The 15,233-nt window shown below is 59.9% G+C and carries 15 protein-coding genes; 10 read left to right on the forward strand and 5 right to left on the reverse strand.

The genetic code is table 11. The features are described from left to right. The first annotated feature begins 275 nt into the window (after positions 1 to 275). The 5 genes from ACXHXG_RS28035 to hflX all read left to right on the forward strand — a co-directional run bounded on the left by ACXHXG_RS28035 (position 276) and on the right by hflX (position 6,605). A complete protein-coding gene (locus tag ACXHXG_RS28035; protein WP_104823010.1) occupies positions 276 to 2,549 on the forward strand; it encodes a sensor histidine kinase NtrY-like in 2,274 nt (757 codons plus the stop codon). Continuing rightward, positions 2,539 to 3,903 (forward strand): nitrogen assimilation response regulator NtrX, encoded by a 1,365-nt coding sequence (gene ntrX / locus ACXHXG_RS28040; RefSeq protein ID WP_104823011.1) that lies wholly within the window; start codon positions 2,539 to 2,541, stop codon positions 3,901 to 3,903. Before ACXHXG_RS28035 ends, ntrX begins: the two co-directional genes overlap by 11 nt. 74 nt (positions 3,904 to 3,977) lie before the next feature. Next, positions 3,978 to 4,841 carry a D-amino-acid transaminase gene (locus ACXHXG_RS28045; protein WP_457901438.1) on the forward strand — a complete coding sequence of 288 codons (864 nt, stop codon included), beginning with the start codon at positions 3,978 to 3,980 and terminating at the stop codon, positions 4,839 to 4,841. 108 nt (positions 4,842 to 4,949) lie between these two features. Beyond that, positions 4,950 to 5,192, forward strand: coding sequence for an RNA chaperone Hfq (gene hfq / locus ACXHXG_RS28050; protein ID WP_007693481.1), 243 nt, complete (start codon positions 4,950 to 4,952; stop codon positions 5,190 to 5,192). Positions 5,193 to 5,240: 48 nt separating this feature from the next. Further along, positions 5,241 to 6,605: a GTPase HflX gene (gene hflX, locus ACXHXG_RS28055; RefSeq protein ID WP_457901504.1), complete on the forward strand. Its 1,365-nt coding sequence runs from the start codon at positions 5,241 to 5,243 to the stop codon at positions 6,603 to 6,605. 99 nt (positions 6,606 to 6,704) lie between these two features. Here the strand turns inward: hflX and mazG are convergent, their stop codons facing one another. Both mazG and ACXHXG_RS28065 read right to left on the reverse strand, forming a co-directional pair. Beyond that, complete coding sequence (mazG, locus tag ACXHXG_RS28060; protein ID WP_457901439.1) at positions 6,705 to 7,541, reverse strand: nucleoside triphosphate pyrophosphohydrolase; 837 nt, start codon at positions 7,539 to 7,541, stop codon at positions 6,705 to 6,707. A 25-nt stretch (positions 7,542 to 7,566) separates the two neighbouring features. Next, the gene (locus ACXHXG_RS28065; protein ID WP_457901440.1) at positions 7,567 to 8,154 is read right to left on the reverse strand and encodes a nucleoside deaminase; all 588 of its coding nucleotides are present in this window, start codon (positions 8,152 to 8,154) and stop codon (positions 7,567 to 7,569) included. A 294-nt stretch (positions 8,155 to 8,448) separates the two neighbouring features. Between ACXHXG_RS28065 and cysG the strand changes: the two genes are divergently transcribed. From cysG to ACXHXG_RS28090, 5 genes are all read left to right on the forward strand, one after another. Beyond that, positions 8,449 to 9,885 (forward strand): siroheme synthase CysG, encoded by a 1,437-nt coding sequence (gene cysG, locus ACXHXG_RS28070; protein WP_457901441.1) that lies wholly within the window; start codon positions 8,449 to 8,451, stop codon positions 9,883 to 9,885. A 3-nt stretch (positions 9,886 to 9,888) separates the two neighbouring features. Beyond that, a complete protein-coding gene (locus ACXHXG_RS28075; RefSeq protein WP_104823017.1) occupies positions 9,889 to 10,203 on the forward strand; it encodes a DUF2849 domain-containing protein in 315 nt (104 codons plus the stop codon). A 7-nt stretch (positions 10,204 to 10,210) separates the two neighbouring features. After that, positions 10,211 to 11,884, forward strand: a complete 1,674-nt coding sequence (locus ACXHXG_RS28080) for a nitrite/sulfite reductase (RefSeq protein ID WP_283050317.1) — start codon at positions 10,211 to 10,213, stop codon at positions 11,882 to 11,884. A gap of 10 nt (positions 11,885 to 11,894) precedes the next feature. After that, positions 11,895 to 12,407 carry a DUF934 domain-containing protein gene (locus ACXHXG_RS28085; protein ID WP_457901442.1) on the forward strand — a complete coding sequence of 171 codons (513 nt, stop codon included), beginning with the start codon at positions 11,895 to 11,897 and terminating at the stop codon, positions 12,405 to 12,407. A gap of 230 nt (positions 12,408 to 12,637) precedes the next feature. Beyond that, on the forward strand, positions 12,638 to 13,450 hold the full coding sequence (locus tag ACXHXG_RS28090; protein ID WP_104823020.1) for a ferredoxin--NADP reductase: 813 nt from the start codon (positions 12,638 to 12,640) through the stop codon (positions 13,448 to 13,450). Between the two features lie 127 nt (positions 13,451 to 13,577). Here ACXHXG_RS28090 and ACXHXG_RS28095 read toward each other — a convergent pair whose 3' ends face one another. The 3 genes from ACXHXG_RS28095 to ACXHXG_RS28105 all read right to left on the reverse strand — a co-directional run bounded on the left by ACXHXG_RS28095 (position 13,578) and on the right by ACXHXG_RS28105 (position 15,114). Next, the gene (locus ACXHXG_RS28095; RefSeq protein ID WP_104823021.1) at positions 13,578 to 14,192 is read right to left on the reverse strand and encodes a GntR family transcriptional regulator; all 615 of its coding nucleotides are present in this window, start codon (positions 14,190 to 14,192) and stop codon (positions 13,578 to 13,580) included. Between the two features lie 285 nt (positions 14,193 to 14,477). Continuing rightward, on the reverse strand, positions 14,478 to 14,684 hold the full coding sequence (locus ACXHXG_RS28100; protein ID WP_104823022.1) for a hypothetical protein: 207 nt from the start codon (positions 14,682 to 14,684) through the stop codon (positions 14,478 to 14,480). Positions 14,685 to 14,856: 172 nt separating this feature from the next. Next, positions 14,857 to 15,114: a GlsB/YeaQ/YmgE family stress response membrane protein gene (locus tag ACXHXG_RS28105; protein WP_104823023.1), complete on the reverse strand. Its 258-nt coding sequence runs from the start codon at positions 15,112 to 15,114 to the stop codon at positions 14,857 to 14,859. Positions 15,115 to 15,233: the final 119 nt, after the last annotated feature.

Consider the following 15,233-nt stretch of genomic DNA (forward strand, 5'->3'; position numbering starts at 1 on the left):
ATGCGTTGCATTTTCGCCACAATGCGTTGCTTAAAGGTCACGCAGCCGGTTCACTGTTTTTATGGTAATGATTCGTCGGGTGTGTTCCCACGCAAGGGGAAATTGTTCAGCAGTTTCAGTTCATTGTTCCAATGATTTGAAGCGGAGGTTTTGCGTCGAGCGCGAGGCCGGATGACGGTTCCCACCTTTGCCTGTCACTCCTGCTGCTGCCAAAACGGTGCTGATGCAATTTTGGCCAAGGCGCCGACCGCCGCCTGGGCCCGGAGACGATGGGAATGAAGCAGGACGCGGTGTCGCCGCAAGCGAGCGACGAGGCGGTCGTCAAAGTGACGGACCGTCGAGCATCCTTCGCCCTCCCTGGCCTGATCTTGGCCGGCGGCGCGCTTTTGTGCGCGATTGCGACGCTTCTGATGCTTCTGGGGCTGACACCGATTGCCCCTACATCCTCTGTCGTCTTCACCTCCGTTGTGATCAACGGCCTGTTCGTTCTGGGGCTGATCGCCCTGATCGCACGCGAAGTTGCGCGCCTTGTGAAAGCGCGCAGTCGCGGCCGCGCGGCGGCGCGTCTGCATATCCGCATCGTCGTTCTCTTTTCCATCGTTGCGATCACCCCGGCGATCCTCGTGGCCATTGTCGCCAGCTTGACGCTGAATGTCGGCCTAGACCGCTGGTTTGCGCTGCGCACGCAGCAGATCATCAGTTCCTCGCAGAATGTCGCCCAAGCCTACCTGATGGAGAACGCCAGCTACCTGCAGGGCCAGACCGTTTCCATGGCGAACGATCTGGAGCGCAATCGCACGCTCTACAGCCTCGACCGCACCGGTTTTGCGGATCTGATGACCCGCCAGGCCAAGGGCCGCGGTTTGCTGGGCGCGTTTCTGGTGCGCCGTGACGGCAGCGCGATCGTTCAGGCCGACATCAAGACTGAGCGTCCGCTGCCGGCCATTCCGAAGGATGCGCTCGACGCCTCCGCGGACGGCCAGCCGACGCTCATACCGCCCGGAGTGACCAACCTCGTCGGCGCCATCCTCAAACTGGACGAGATTCCCGGCTCCTTCCTCTATACCGTCCGGGCCGTCGATCCGCGCGTCATGAACGCGATGCGCATGGTCGAAGACAACACGGCCGAATACAAGGCGATGGAAGCAGGACGCATGTCCCTGCAGATCGCCTTTGCCGTGCTCTATATCGGCTTTGCGCTGATCGTGCTTCTGGCGGCGATCTGGACCGCGATCGCGGTTGCCGACCGCATCGTTCGGCCGATCCGGCTTTTGATCAGTGCAGCCGACAATGTCGCCTCCGGCAACATGAATGTGCTGGTGCCGGTGCGCGCGGCCGATGGCGACGTCGGCAGCCTGTCGCGCACCTTCAACAAGATGATCGCGGAGATACGCACCCAACGCGACGAGATCCTTGAAGCCAAGGACGAGGTGGATGACCGCCGCCGCTTCATCGAAGCAGTGCTCTCCGGCGTCACTGCGGCCGTGATCGGCGTCGAACACGACCGGCGCATCACCATTGCCAACACATCTGCCGAAGAGCTGCTGACCCTGAAGAGCGATGAGCTTGTCGGCAAGAACCTGGCGGAGATAGCCCCTGAGGTCGAGCAGGTGGTGACGGAAGCGACGACCCGGCATCGCAATGATTTCCGCAAGCAGATCAGCCTGGTGCGCGGCGGCACGGTGCGGACGCTGAGCGTTCAGGTGACGCGCGAGGAATCGCGCGACGCGAACGAATCCTATGTCATCACGCTCGACGACATCACCGATCTGGTCATCGCCCAGCGCTCGACCGCCTGGGCCGACGTTGCCCGCCGTATCGCGCATGAGATCAAGAATCCGCTGACGCCGATCCAGCTTTCCGCCGAGCGCATCCGCCGCCGCTTCGGCAAGAATATCGCCGAGGCCGATCGTCCGGTCTTCGATCAATGCACAGACACGATCATCCGCCAGGTGGGCGATATCGGTCGCATGGTTGACGAATTCTCGTCATTTGCCCGCATGCCGAAACCGACGATGGAACCGAGCGATCTGCGCGACATCCTGCGCGACGCGGTGTTCCTACGCGAAATGGGCAACAATCACGTCAAGTTCGAGCGCGAACTCGGGGACGAGCGACTGGAAGGCATGTTTGACACGCGCATGCTGGGTCAGGCTTTCGGCAATCTCATAAAGAACGCCGTCGAGGCGATCGAGGGCGTGCCGAGCGGCGAGACCCGCGAGGAGCCTAAGGTCCTTGTACGTTCATCCCTGGATGCTGAGCGCGATCGCTTTACGGTCGACGTCATCGACAATGGCCGCGGCCTGCCGGTCGAGAATCGGCACAGCATTCTCGAACCTTACATGACGATGCGCGAGAAGGGGACGGGCCTCGGTCTCGCGATCGTCAAGAAGATCATTGAAGACCATGGCGGGCAGCTCGAATTGCATGATGCTCCCGCCGATTTCGACCAGGGCAGGGGTGCCATGATCCGCGTGCATTTGCCGCGTCGTGAGCAGGCCGCCGTCGCCCAGACAGCAAGTGACAAGGAAAGCGTATATGGCATCTGATATTCTCGTGGTGGATGATGAGGAAGATATCCGCGAAATCGTTTCGGGAATTCTTTCGGATGAGGGGCATGAGACTCGCACCGCGTTTGATAGCGACAGCGCTTTGGCGGCGATCTCCGACCGCGCGCCGCGGCTGATCTTCCTCGATATCTGGATGCAGGGCAGCAAGCTCGACGGCCTGTCGCTGCTGGATGAGATCAAGACACGGCATCCGGAGCTGCCTGTCGTGATGATCTCCGGCCACGGCAACATCGAAACCGCCGTCTCCGCCATCAAGCGCGGCGCCTTCGATTTCATCGAGAAGCCGTTCAAGGCAGACCGGCTGATCCTGATCGCCGAACGGGCGCTGGAAAATTCCAAGCTGAAGCGCGAGGTCTCGGAGCTCAAGCGCCGCACCGGTGATGCCGTCGAGCTGATCGGCACGTCGGTTGCCGTTTCGCAGCTTCGCCAGACCATCGACAAGGTCTCTCCCACCAATAGCCGCGTGATGATCTTCGGCCCCTCCGGTTCCGGCAAGGAGCTGGTGGCCCGTATGATTCACAAGAAGTCGTCGCGCGCCAATGGTCCTTTCGTCGCCTTGAATGCCGCAACGATCACGCCCGAACGCATGGAGATCGCCCTGTTCGGGACCGAGGGTTCGCCCGGCCAGCCACGCAAGATCGGCGCGCTGGAAGAGGCGCATCGGGGCATCCTCTATCTCGACGAAGTCGGCGAGATGCCGCGCGAGACGCAGAACAAGATCCTGCGCGTGCTGGTCGATCAGCAATTCGAGCGCGTCGGCGGCTCGAAGCGGGTGAAGGTCGATGTGCGCATCATATCGTCGACGGCCTACAATCTGGAAAGCCGGATTGCCGAAAGCCTGTTCCGCGAAGATCTCTACCATCGCCTGGCCGTGGTGCCGGTGCGGGTGCCTGCTCTCGCCGAGCGGCGCGAGGATATTCCATTCCTCGTCGATCAGTTGATGCGGCAGATTTCCGAGCAGGCCGGCATCCGCTCGCGCCGGATCGGCGACGACGCCATGGCGGTGCTGCAGGCGCATGATTGGCCGGGCAATATTCGCCAGCTTCGCAACAATATCGAACGCCTGATGATCCTGGCGCGCACCGATGGCCCGGATACGCCGATTACGGCGGAGATGTTGCCGACCGATCTTGGCGACATGCTGCCGAAGGTCTCCGCCAAGAACGACTATCACATCATGACGTTGCCGCTGCGTGAAGCGCGTGAAATGTTCGAGCGCGACTATCTGATTGCCCAGATCAACCGCTTCGGCGGCAATATTTCGCGCACGGCCGAATTCGTCGGCATGGAGCGTTCCGCGCTGCATCGCAAGCTGAAGTCGCTCGGCGTCTGAAATCATTTGCGCGGCGGTGACGATCTGCCACGCAAATCCTTCATATCCTCACAAAATTCTGCTCAGGGTCCGTCATGCCGAGAATAGCTTATGTGAACGGCCGTTACGTCAAGCACAGCGACGCGATGGTCCATGTGGAGGATCGCGGTTATCAATTCGCCGACGGCGTCTACGAGGTCTGTGAGGTCCGTCACGGCTTGATCGTCGATCTGACCCGGCATCTCGACCGTCTCAACCGCTCCCTCGGCGAGCTGCGCATCGCCTGGCCGATGAGCCGCGCGGCATTGATCCATGTGATTCGCGAGACTCTGCGCCGCAATCATGTCCGCAACGGCCTTTTCTATCTGCAGATCACGCGCGGTGTTGCCCGGCGTGATCATGTTTTCCCGGCCCCAGAGACGCCGTCCTCGATCGTCGTCACCGCAAAGAGCACCGATCCGTCCATCATCGCCAAGAAAAATGCCAATGGCATCAAGGCGATTACCGTGCGCGACAACCGTTGGGATCGGGTCGACATCAAGTCGGTCGGGCTTCTGTCGAACGCGCTGGCTCGCCAGCAGGCCAAGGAAGCCGGCGCGCAGGAAGCCATCTATATCGATCACAACGGCATGGTGAAGGAGGGGGCTGCGACCAACGTCTGGATCGTCGATTCCGATGGCAACCTGGTCACGCGTCCGGCCGAGCACGGCATTCTGCGCGGCATCACGCGCACGACGCTGATCGACGTTGCCGCGAAATTGGAGCTTCCCATCGTCGAGCGGTTTTTCTCCGTCGAGGAGATGATGGCGGCGCGCGAAGTGTTCATCACGGCGGCCACAAGCATTTGTTTTCCCGTGGTTGCCATCGATGGCGAGACGATCGCCAACGGTCATCCGGGAAGCGTTTCGCAGAAAATTCGCGAAGCCTTTTTCGACGTTGCGGAAAAGACTGCGATTTGATACCAACATTCGCTGGAGAGGGGAGAATGAGGGTATCTCCTGTCCGGGGTCTCAGTATACCTTGATATTTCACCGGCTTAGGCCGGCAAAAAAGAAAGAAGCGGCGCGATGGCGGAACGTTCTCAGAACTTGCAGGACCTATTTCTCAATACTGTTCGCAAGCAAAAGATTTCACTCACAATCTTTTTGATCAATGGCGTAAAGCTCACGGGCGTTGTTACGTCTTTTGACAATTTCTGCGTCCTGCTGCGCCGAGACGGCCATTCTCAGCTCGTCTACAAGCATGCGATCTCGACGATCATGCCTGGCCAACCGATGCAGATGTTCGAGAGCGAAGAAGTCGCATCCTAACTAGGATTTGCCGTTATCACGACACGCGATACGAAAAACGATTCCATCATCCCGGAAACAGCAAAGCATCGGGATGATACGCATGCTGTCGTCATTGTGCCTGTCCTGAAGCAGGCGCGCGCATCGCGCACCGCGCAGGCAGATGGTGCGGCGACGACTACACGTTCCCCCGAAAGCCGGCTCGAAGAAGCCAAGGGTCTGGCGCTTGCCATCGACCTGGACGTCGTCAATGGCTCGATCGTGCCGATCAGCGATCCGCGTCCAGCGACGCTTCTCGGCACAGGCAAGATCGAGGAAATCCGCGCGCTGCTCGATGAATTTAACGCCGGCCTGGTGATCGTCGATCATCCGCTGACGCCGGTACAGCAGCGCAACCTCGAGAAGGAATGGAACGCCAAGGTCATCGACCGCACGGGTCTCATTCTCGAAATCTTCGGCCGCCGCGCCTCCACCAAGGAAGGCACGCTGCAGGTCGATCTCGCGCATTTGAATTACCAAAAAGGCCGGCTGGTTCGAAGCTGGACCCACCTTGAGCGCCAGCGCGGCGGTGCGGGCTTCATGGGCGGCCCCGGTGAAACCCAGATCGAGGCCGACCGGCGCATGCTGCAGGAGCGGATCATCCGGCTCGAGCGCGAGCTGGAACAAGTGGTGCGCACCCGTCAGCTTCACCGTGCCAAGCGCAAGAAGGTGCCGCACCCGATCGTGGCATTGGTGGGCTATACCAATGCCGGCAAATCGACGCTGTTCAACCGAATTACCGGCGCCGGCGTCCTGGCCGAGGACATGCTGTTTGCGACGCTCGATCCGACGCTTCGGCGCATGAAGCTGCCGCATGGCCGCACCGTGATCCTCTCCGATACCGTCGGCTTCATTTCCGACCTGCCGACCCATCTGGTGGCCGCTTTTCGCGCTACGCTGGAAGAAGTCCTGGAAGCCGACCTGATCCTGCATGTGCGCGATCTTTCGGATGACGACAACCCAGCGCAGAGCGCCGATGTCATGCGCATCCTCGGCGATCTCGGCATTGGCGAGGCGGAAGGGGCGGAGCGCATCCTCGAGGTCTGGAACAAGATCGATCGACTGGAGCCGGAGGCGCACGATGCCATCGTCCAGAAGGCATCAACCGCCGAAAACGTGATCGCGGTCTCGGCAAGGAGCGGTGAGGGCGTCGATCGCCTGATGAACGAAATCAGCCGCCGGCTTTCCGGTGTCCTGACCGAGACGGCGATCACGCTGCCCGTCGACAAGCTGGCATTGTTGCCCTGGCTCTACAATCACGCCATCGTCGATAACCGGGAAGACAACGAGGATGGCACGATCACGTTGGATCTGCGCTTGACTGAGACGGAAGCCGCGGAGTTGGAGCGGCGCATGGGCAACGGCCCGAAGCCGCAGCGCGAGGATTGGGAATAGGCAGCCTCGAGCGGTTCAGCTTTTCGCAGAGCCGCTCTATCCCTTTGTCTTTTCTGTAATTCCGGACGGAAACTGCTTCGCACTTTTCCTGGATTTGCTCTATTCAGCGAGCTGACGCTCGATCGCCTTCGCCGCCTGCCAGATATCTTCCATCCGTTCCAGAGAAGCGCCGTCCAGGGTTTCCCCTTCGGCGGCAAGTGTCGTTTCGATGTGATTGAAACGGCGGCGGAACTTCGTGTTGGTGCCGCGCAATGACTGCTCCGGGTCTGCCTTCACATGCCGCCCGATGTTGACGACGGCGAAGATCAGGTCGCCCAGTTCGTCGCTGACCTTGGCCTTGTCGCCGCTCGCAAGCGCCACCCGCAATTCATCGATCTCCTCCTCGATCTTGTCGAGGATCGGCTCGGGTGCTGACCAGTCGAATCCGACTTTGGCGGCGCGTTCCTGCAATTTCAGGGCCTCGGTCAAAGCGGGGAATGTGCGCTGCACCGAGCCGAGGAAACCGGTTTTGAAATCTTCGGCAATACCCCGCCGCGCCCGCCGCTCGGCGCGCTCGCGCTTCTCTTCCGCCTTGATCTCCTCCCATTGCAGCTTCACAGCGTCGGGCGTGTCGGCGCCGGAGACGGCAAAGACATGCGGGTGCCGGCGGATCATCTTGCGGGTAATGGCTTCCACCACATCGCCAAAGGAGAACTCGCCCGCTTCCTCGGCCATGCGAGCGTGGAAAACGACCTGCAGCAGGAGATCGCCGAGCTCCTCGCAAAGATCGTCCATATCCCTGCGTTCGATCGCATCGGAAACCTCGTAGGCTTCCTCGATCGTATAGGGCTTGATGGTCTCGAAGGTCTGGACAATGTCCCAGGGGCAACCGGTCTCGGGATTGCGCAGCGCCGCCATGATTTCGATCAGGCGGGATATGTCTCTCGATGCTTCCATCGGGGCCTCTATAGTCTTGTCTATCTCAGTTCAGTGGAATGTCGTTGTCGCTCTTGGTCGCCTGATAGCTATCAGAGAGCGCGTTATAGGCGGCCTTGATGCGCGCCGTCTGTTCCTTGAGTGCCGCCTTCAGCGGGTCCGCCTCGGTTTCGACGAGATCGGCGACGGCAAAGCTGTTCCAGAAGGCGTTCTGCCGGCGATAGCCGCCCGGTTCCAGTCCGAAGACTTCTTTCAGGATCTTCAGGTCATGCGGGATCGCGAAGGCGTCGCGGGAATCCTCATGGCTGAAGAAGTAATAGAAATTATCGAAACCGGCCCAGGTGATTGCCGACATGCACATGCTGCAAGGTTCGTGCGTGGAGAGGAAGATCAGCTCCTTGGTCGCAGGCTTCTCGCCGAGTTCGTAGAAGCACTTCAACGCATGCACTTCGCCATGCCAAAGCGGATTTTCGAGTTCGTTGTTCGTTTCGGCTATGACCAGCGACAGGTCGGATTTGCGCAGGATCGCAGCGCCGAACACCTTGTTTCCGGCAGCAACGCCCCTTTGCGTCAATGGCAGGATATCGTGTTCCATCACATCGAGGAGGCGAGGGGCGATCGTACTGGCGGACAAGCAGCATACTCCGAAACTTTTTCCCTATCTTAACGGCATCGTCGGCCCTGCGGAATGCGCAAATGACGTATGGACTCCATTTGCCACAGGCAATAGGAATATCCGTGATAGCAAGAAGTCCTAAAAGTCTATGGATTTCCTGTATTTATGCTATTCTGACTGACTGGTGAGTTTTGCTCAAATCGGACAGATGTCGAGCAAAAGAATACGGACTCGGCGGAGCATTAGAATTTCTGTTTCTTCAATCTCCTGGCCGGTAAGGTGATATTCGGGCAATCTCGAAGTGGAATGATAATGCCTCCCAGGACTCAACAGCTTTCGGTGTTTCCCGCCTTCTTTCGCGTGGAAGGAAGGATCGCGGCTGTCTTCGGCAATGGTGATGAAGCCTTTGCCAAGACGCGGTTGCTGATGAACACGCAGGCGAAGATCGTCGCCTATACGCAGACGCCGGAGGCCGATTATCACTCCTTCCTGATTGCCAACCGCATCGAGACGGTGCGTGCAGCCTTTTCGCCGGATCAGGTCCAGGGCGCTGCCCTCGTGTTCGCCGCCACTGGCGATGCCGAAGCCGATCGCGCTATTGTTGATGCCGCCCGCGCCGAAAGAATTCCGGCGAACGCCGTCGATCAGCCGGACTATTGCGATTTTTACACCCCGGCGCTGGTCAATCGTGCCCCTGTGGCCGTTGCGATCGGTACCGAAGGCGCCGGCCCCGTGCTGGCGCAGATGATCCGCGCGCAGATCGATCAGATACTCTCGCCCTCGCTCGGCAAGCTCGCGGAACTGGCGACGAGCTATCGCAAATCCGTCGATTGTCTCGTGCCACGCGGCGTCGCTCGCCGCGTCTTCTGGCGCCGCTTCTTTTCCGGTCCGGTTGCCGACGCCGTCAGTGCGGGCCATTTGCTGCAGGCGGAACGCGCTGCAGACAGCTTGCTGTGCTCGATGCATAAGGTCGAGGGCCATGTGTGGCTGGTCGGCGCCGGTCCTGGCGCGGAAGATCTGCTGACCCTGCGCGCCCAGCGCGTGATGATGGAAGCCGATGTCATCGTCTATGACGCGCTCGTCCCGCAGGCGATTGTCGATATGGGCCGCCGTGACGCTGAGCGTCTTTCCGTCGGCAAGCGCAAGGGCTGCCATACCAAATCCCAGGAAGAGATCAACGATCTGCTGGTGCAGCTTGGCCGCGACGGCAAGCGCGTTGTGCGGCTGAAATCCGGCGATCCGCTGGTCTATGGCCGGGCGGGCGAAGAGATGGCTGCCCTGCGTGCCGCTGGCGTTACCTATGAGATCGTTCCGGGCATCACCTCGGCCTTTGCTGCGGCTGCCGATTTCGAGCTGCCGTTGACACTGCGCGGCGTCGCTTCATCGCTGGTCTTCACCACTGGTCACGACCTGACCGGCGACGTTCTGCCGGATTGGGCAAGCCTCGCCGTATCCGGCGCGACCATCGCCGTCTATATGGGCCGTACGGTCGCCGCATCCGTTGCTGGCCGCCTGATGGACGCCGGGCTTCCGCCTGAGACCACTGTTGCCGTCATCGAGAACGCCAGCCGCCGCGACCGGCGCCTGATGCACGGCACATTGAAAGATCTGCCGGACCTGGAGCATCGCGATGAGCTGAGCGGTCCGGTCATGGTTATCATCGGCGATGCCGTCGCCGGCGCCAATTTCGAACAGTCCGAGCCGCTGGTCCGTCAGGAGACCGCTGCTCAAGAATTTGCAAGGAGCTGATCCATGGTCGACAAGGTTCTGACCGCAAACCGGCTGACCGATGGCATTGCCGTCTGGTGGAATGCCAATGGTGAGTGGGCAACCTCGCTGCAAGGAGCGCTGGTCGCTCGTCATGCCGAGGCGGAAGCCGCGCTCGAGGCGATCGGCAAGCAGGCCTATGCCGACAACAAGGTTGTCGATGTCGCTCTGATCGAGATCCAGGAAACCGGCGGCAAGCTCTGGCCGCTGCGCCTGCGCGAGCGCATCCGCGCCGAAGGTCCCACTATGGAATACGCGCCGGGCTATGCCGCGGCCGATCCGGAATTTATTGCAGTCTGAGGAAATCATGTATCGTTACGACGAATTTGACCACGCCTTTGTTGCGGAACGGGTTGCGCAGTTCCGCGATCAGGTGCAGCGGCGCCTTTCGGGTGAACTCTCGGAAGATGCGTTCAAGCCGCTGCGCCTGATGAATGGCGTCTATCTGCAGCTCCATGCCTACATGCTGCGCATCGCCGTTCCCTATGGCACGCTGAGCTCACGCCAGATGCGGATGCTCGCCCATATCGGGCGCACCTATGACCGCGGTTATGGCCATTTCACCACCCGCCAGAATCTGCAGTTCAACTGGCCGAAGCTGTCCGATATACCCGATGTGCTTGCTGACCTCGCTTCCGTCGAGATGCACGCCATCCAGACGTCGGGCAATTGCATTCGCAATGTCACGGCCGACCATTTTGCCGGTGCTGCCGCTGACGAAGTCGCCGACCCGCGTCCCTATGCGGAAATCCTGCGGCAGTGGTCCTCGGTCCACCCGGAGTTCTCCTTCCTGCCGCGCAAGTTCAAGATTGCCGTCACCGGCGCCGAGCGCGACCGCGCCGCGATCCAGGTGCACGACATCGGCCTGCATCTGAAGAAGAACGACAAGGGCGAAATCGGCTTTGCCGTCTACGTCGGTGGCGGGCAGGGCCGTACGCCGATGGTCGCCAAGCTGATCCGCGACTTCCTGCCGGAAGAAGACCTGCTGTCCTACACGACCGCCATCGTGCGCGTGTACAATCTGCACGGCCGCCGCGACAACAAATACAAGGCCCGCATCAAGATCCTCGTGCACGAAACCGGGGCTGAGGAATTGACCCGCCAGGTTGAGGCCGAGTTCGCGAAGCTGAAGGACACGGAACTGAAGCTTCCCGAAGCGGACGTTCAGGCGATCACTACCTATTTCGCGCCGCCGGCTCTGCCCGAGCGTGCCGAAGGCTGGGAAAACCTTGCCCGCTGGAAAAAAGCCGATCCGGACTTTGCCCGCTGGGTGCAGCAGAATGTGCAGCCGCACAAGAACCCCGATTATGGCATGGTGACGATCTCGCTGAAGCCGATCGGCGGTATTCCGGGCGATGCTTCGGATGCGCAGATGGACGTGGTCGCCGACATCGCCGAAGAATATGCTTTCGACGAAATCCGCGTCAGCCATGAGCAGAATCTGATCCTGCCGCATGTGGCGCTGGCCGATCTCGAGGCCGTCTATCGCGGTCTGGTCGCCGCCGGTCTCGAAACGGCTAATGCCGGTCTGATCACGGATATTATCGCCTGTCCGGGGCTGGACTATTGCGCTCTCGCCAATGCCCGTTCGATCCCGGTCGCGCAGGAAATCTCCAAGCGCTTCGGTTCGCCCGAGCGTCAGGCCGAAATCGGTGAGCTGAAGATCAAGATTTCTGGCTGCATCAACGCCTGTGGTCACCACCATGTCGGCCATATCGGCCTGCTCGGCGTCGAGAAGAAGGGTGCGGAACTCTATCAGATCACGCTTGGCGGTTCCGGCGACGAGCATACCTCGATCGGTGAGATCATCGGCCGCGGCTTTGAGCCGGACAAGGTGACCGACGCGATCGAGACGATCGTTGATACTTATCTCGGCCTGCGCCTGGAACCCTCTGAAACCTTCCTCGCCGCCTATCGCCGCGTCGGACCGCAGCCTTTCAAGGACGCGCTCTACGGCTCGGCTGCGGCTGAAGCGGCGTAAGGAGATGGCCATGACGAAGATTTGGCGGGAAACCGGTTTTGTCGCAAACGATCTCTGGATCATCGAGACCGATGAGCTGAAGGCGACCGAAGAGCAGAAGCCTCTGCTTGGCCTCGATGCCTTGATTGCCAAGGCCGAGGAAAGCAACGATGTCGGCCTTGGCGTATTGATCAAGCCGGCTGACGATGTGACGCGGCTGGAGCCCTATCTCTCCCGCCTGGAGATCGTCGCCGTAGCGTTTCCGGCTTTCAACGATGGCCGCGCCTTCAGCCATGCTTCGCTGCTGCGTCAGCGCCTTGGTTATGCCAATGAGCTGCGTGCGGTCGGCGATGTGCTGATCGACCAGATTCCGTTGATGCTGCGTGTCGGTATCGACAGTTTTGCGGTTACCAACGAGACGGCGCTGAAGAGGCTTTCGGAGCAGCGCCTTCCGGGCATTCCGCATCACTATCAGCCGACCGCCCGGCAAGCCGAAGATGGCCAAGCCTTTAGTTGGCGCCGTAAGGCGGCTAAAACGGCCTAATTCGGCTTCTAGCCCAGGGATGCCGGCAATGCGAAATACATCGGATTGCCGCATTCTTGGTATATACGGCTCACATGATGCGTGAATCCTGACCGGAACACGCATATTTTATGCCGGCGCCGTGGGATGGAATAGAATGCCTTTAAATCGGGGCTATATTATAATATCAGCCTCGCAAAACGCAGCCTGCCAAGAATGACGTGTACGACGAATACGGGATCCGATACCGAATGAACGCCCCTGCCAAGACCGAAGAGTTTGTTTCCGCAGTGCCCGCCGGCGTCTTTGCCGAGAAGGTACTGAGCGTGACACATTATACCGACCGGCTCTTTCGCTTTACGATGACCCGGCCGCAGGGCTTCCGCTTCCGCTCGGGCGAATTTGCGATGATTGGCCTCATGGTCGACGGCAAGCCGCTTTACCGCGCCTATTCGATCGCGAGCCCCGCCTGGGCCGACGAGCTTGAATTCTTCTCGATCAAGGTTCCGGACGGTCCGCTGACCTCGCATCTGCAGAACATCAAGCCGGGCGACGAGGTGCTGATGCGCAAGAAGCCGACGGGTACGCTGGTGCTCGACGCGCTGACGCCTGGCAGAAGGCTCTATATGTTCTCGACCGGCACCGGTATCGCCCCCTTCGCCAGCCTGATCCGCGACCCTGAGACCTACGAGAAGTTCGAGGAAGTGATCCTCACCCATACGACCCGCGATGTGGCCGAGCTGAAATACGGCTTCGACCTCGTCGAGGAAATTCGCAACGATGAAATCCTGAGTGAAGTCGTCGGCGACAAGCTGCGCCATTATGCGACCGTCACCCGCGAAGAGTTTCCCTTCAAGGGCCGCATTACCGATCTCATCGAAAACGGCAAGCTTTTCACCGATCTCGGCGTTCCCGCATTGGATCCCGCGATCGACCGCGGCATGATCTGCGGCTCTTCCGCCATGCTGAAGGATACCAAGGATCTGCTTGAGAAGGCAGGTCTTAGCGAGGGCGCCAACAGCAAGCCGGCCGAATTCGTCATCGAACGCGCCTTCGTCGGCTAAGGCCGTTTTCCATCCGGGATTGCAAAAAAGATAAAGCGGTTCTGCGTTCCCATGAAAGGCTGAACCACTCTCTGAACCTTCGGATATCGGAATAGGCAAGGCGGTCTCGACAGCGAGGCCGCCTTTTTCATCTGTCGCTGAGATAATCGATCAGAGCCGCCATCGTCTTGCGGGCATCTTCGCTGTTGCCCCCATGGATCGCCCTGATGACGCTGACATGCAATGCGATCGAGCGGTCCATGCCGTCAGGCGTCGCGGTCGAATACCAGAGCCGACGTGAATGGGTCTGCACTGGCCCAAGTGCGGCCGTGATGAAGCCGTTCGGACAGGCATCCTCGAGAATTTCATCAAACGTCTTGTCGGCGGCAAAGAAGCCCGGCAGATCGCGCGTTGCGGCGCACTCGGTCATCAGCCGGGCGCATTCGAGCAGTTGTTCCCGCTGTTCCTCAGTGGCATGGCTGGCGACCAGCGACGCGGCGATCGGTTCGAGTTCGCGCCTGACCTGCATGACATGCATATGGTCTGCCAGCCGAATCTCCGCGATCTGCAATCCCACGCGCGGCCGTACATGGATCAGCCCTTGCCATGCCAGCTTCTGGATTGCCTCGCGCACCGGCGTGCGCCCATGGCCGGCCAATTCGATCAGTTGCTTTTCCGTGACCAGTGCACCCGGTTTCAGCGCCAGCGTAACGATCCGATGCTCGAGGGCGAGATAGGCGCGGTGGCTTTGCGAATTCTGCATTCCCGGATGATTCCATTGATACATCAAAAGTTGGCATGTCGTTGCCGCGATGGCAAGCGACTGTGATATATCAGGCAAGGGCGATGCAGGCGTAGCCTATTTGCACTCCGGTCGAACGATCGTGCTCACGTGGAATGCCTGCTGCAGTCGGGCGAACTCGCAGCAAAGTCTTTCCCGTATCGGGAAGGTGCTGGCGAGCGGACCTGTCGAAGTTCTGATTTGGTGGAGTCAACCGGTCAAAGGGCCGGGCGAGAGAGCCCGGCATTCTCTAGCCGTGATAGGGGATCAATAGCCGATTGCGGAAGAAAGGCTGGGCGGCTTCCGCTTGGCAGCCATCAGCAAATCCAGTTCCGTAGCAGATGGTCCGAACTTGTCGAAGAGCCGCTTGGCTTCCTTGTCATCGAGGCGATACTTTCGTGCGAATTCGGCGATGCTGTAGGGGCGACCGCGTATTACCTTCCGGCCCGGCGTCTGATTGGCGCTTTGGGTCATGCTTCCAACCTCCTCTTCCGTCTACCAACAAAAGCTAGGGCTGCGGGCGAGGTTGAAAAGGGTTGTGAAAGCCAAAATGTCACATAAATACAATAAAAAAGGGAAGGCGAGATATCCCCGTCTTCCCCTTGACTATCTCTGTCCTGACGGATTTTGCTCGCTGAGCGGGCGCCTATCGTCTGATCAACCGACCGACGAAAATCAGGATGCAGGCGCCGATGAAGCCGGTGATCAGATAGTTGATCCATGCGTTGAACGGCAATGCGATGTGCAGGATTCCCAGGAGCCAGCTAGCAACAATCGCCCCGACAATGCCGAGGATGATGTTCATGATAAGGCCCATGTTGCTTTCCATGAGCTTTTCGGCGAGCCAGCCTGCGAAGCCGCCAATGATGATTGCTGCGATCCAACCGACGTGTGCGTCTTCCATAGAAATCCTCCTGAGGGAATCGGCGGGTTGCCAATAAATTTCGATATACACCAAAAGCGATTCGGGCCGCAAACAATTGCGTCTGGGTTGCGATCAGAGTCGCTGGCGTGCAGATCCCG

It is taken from the genome of Rhizobium sp. LEGMi-198b, assembly GCF_054114205.1.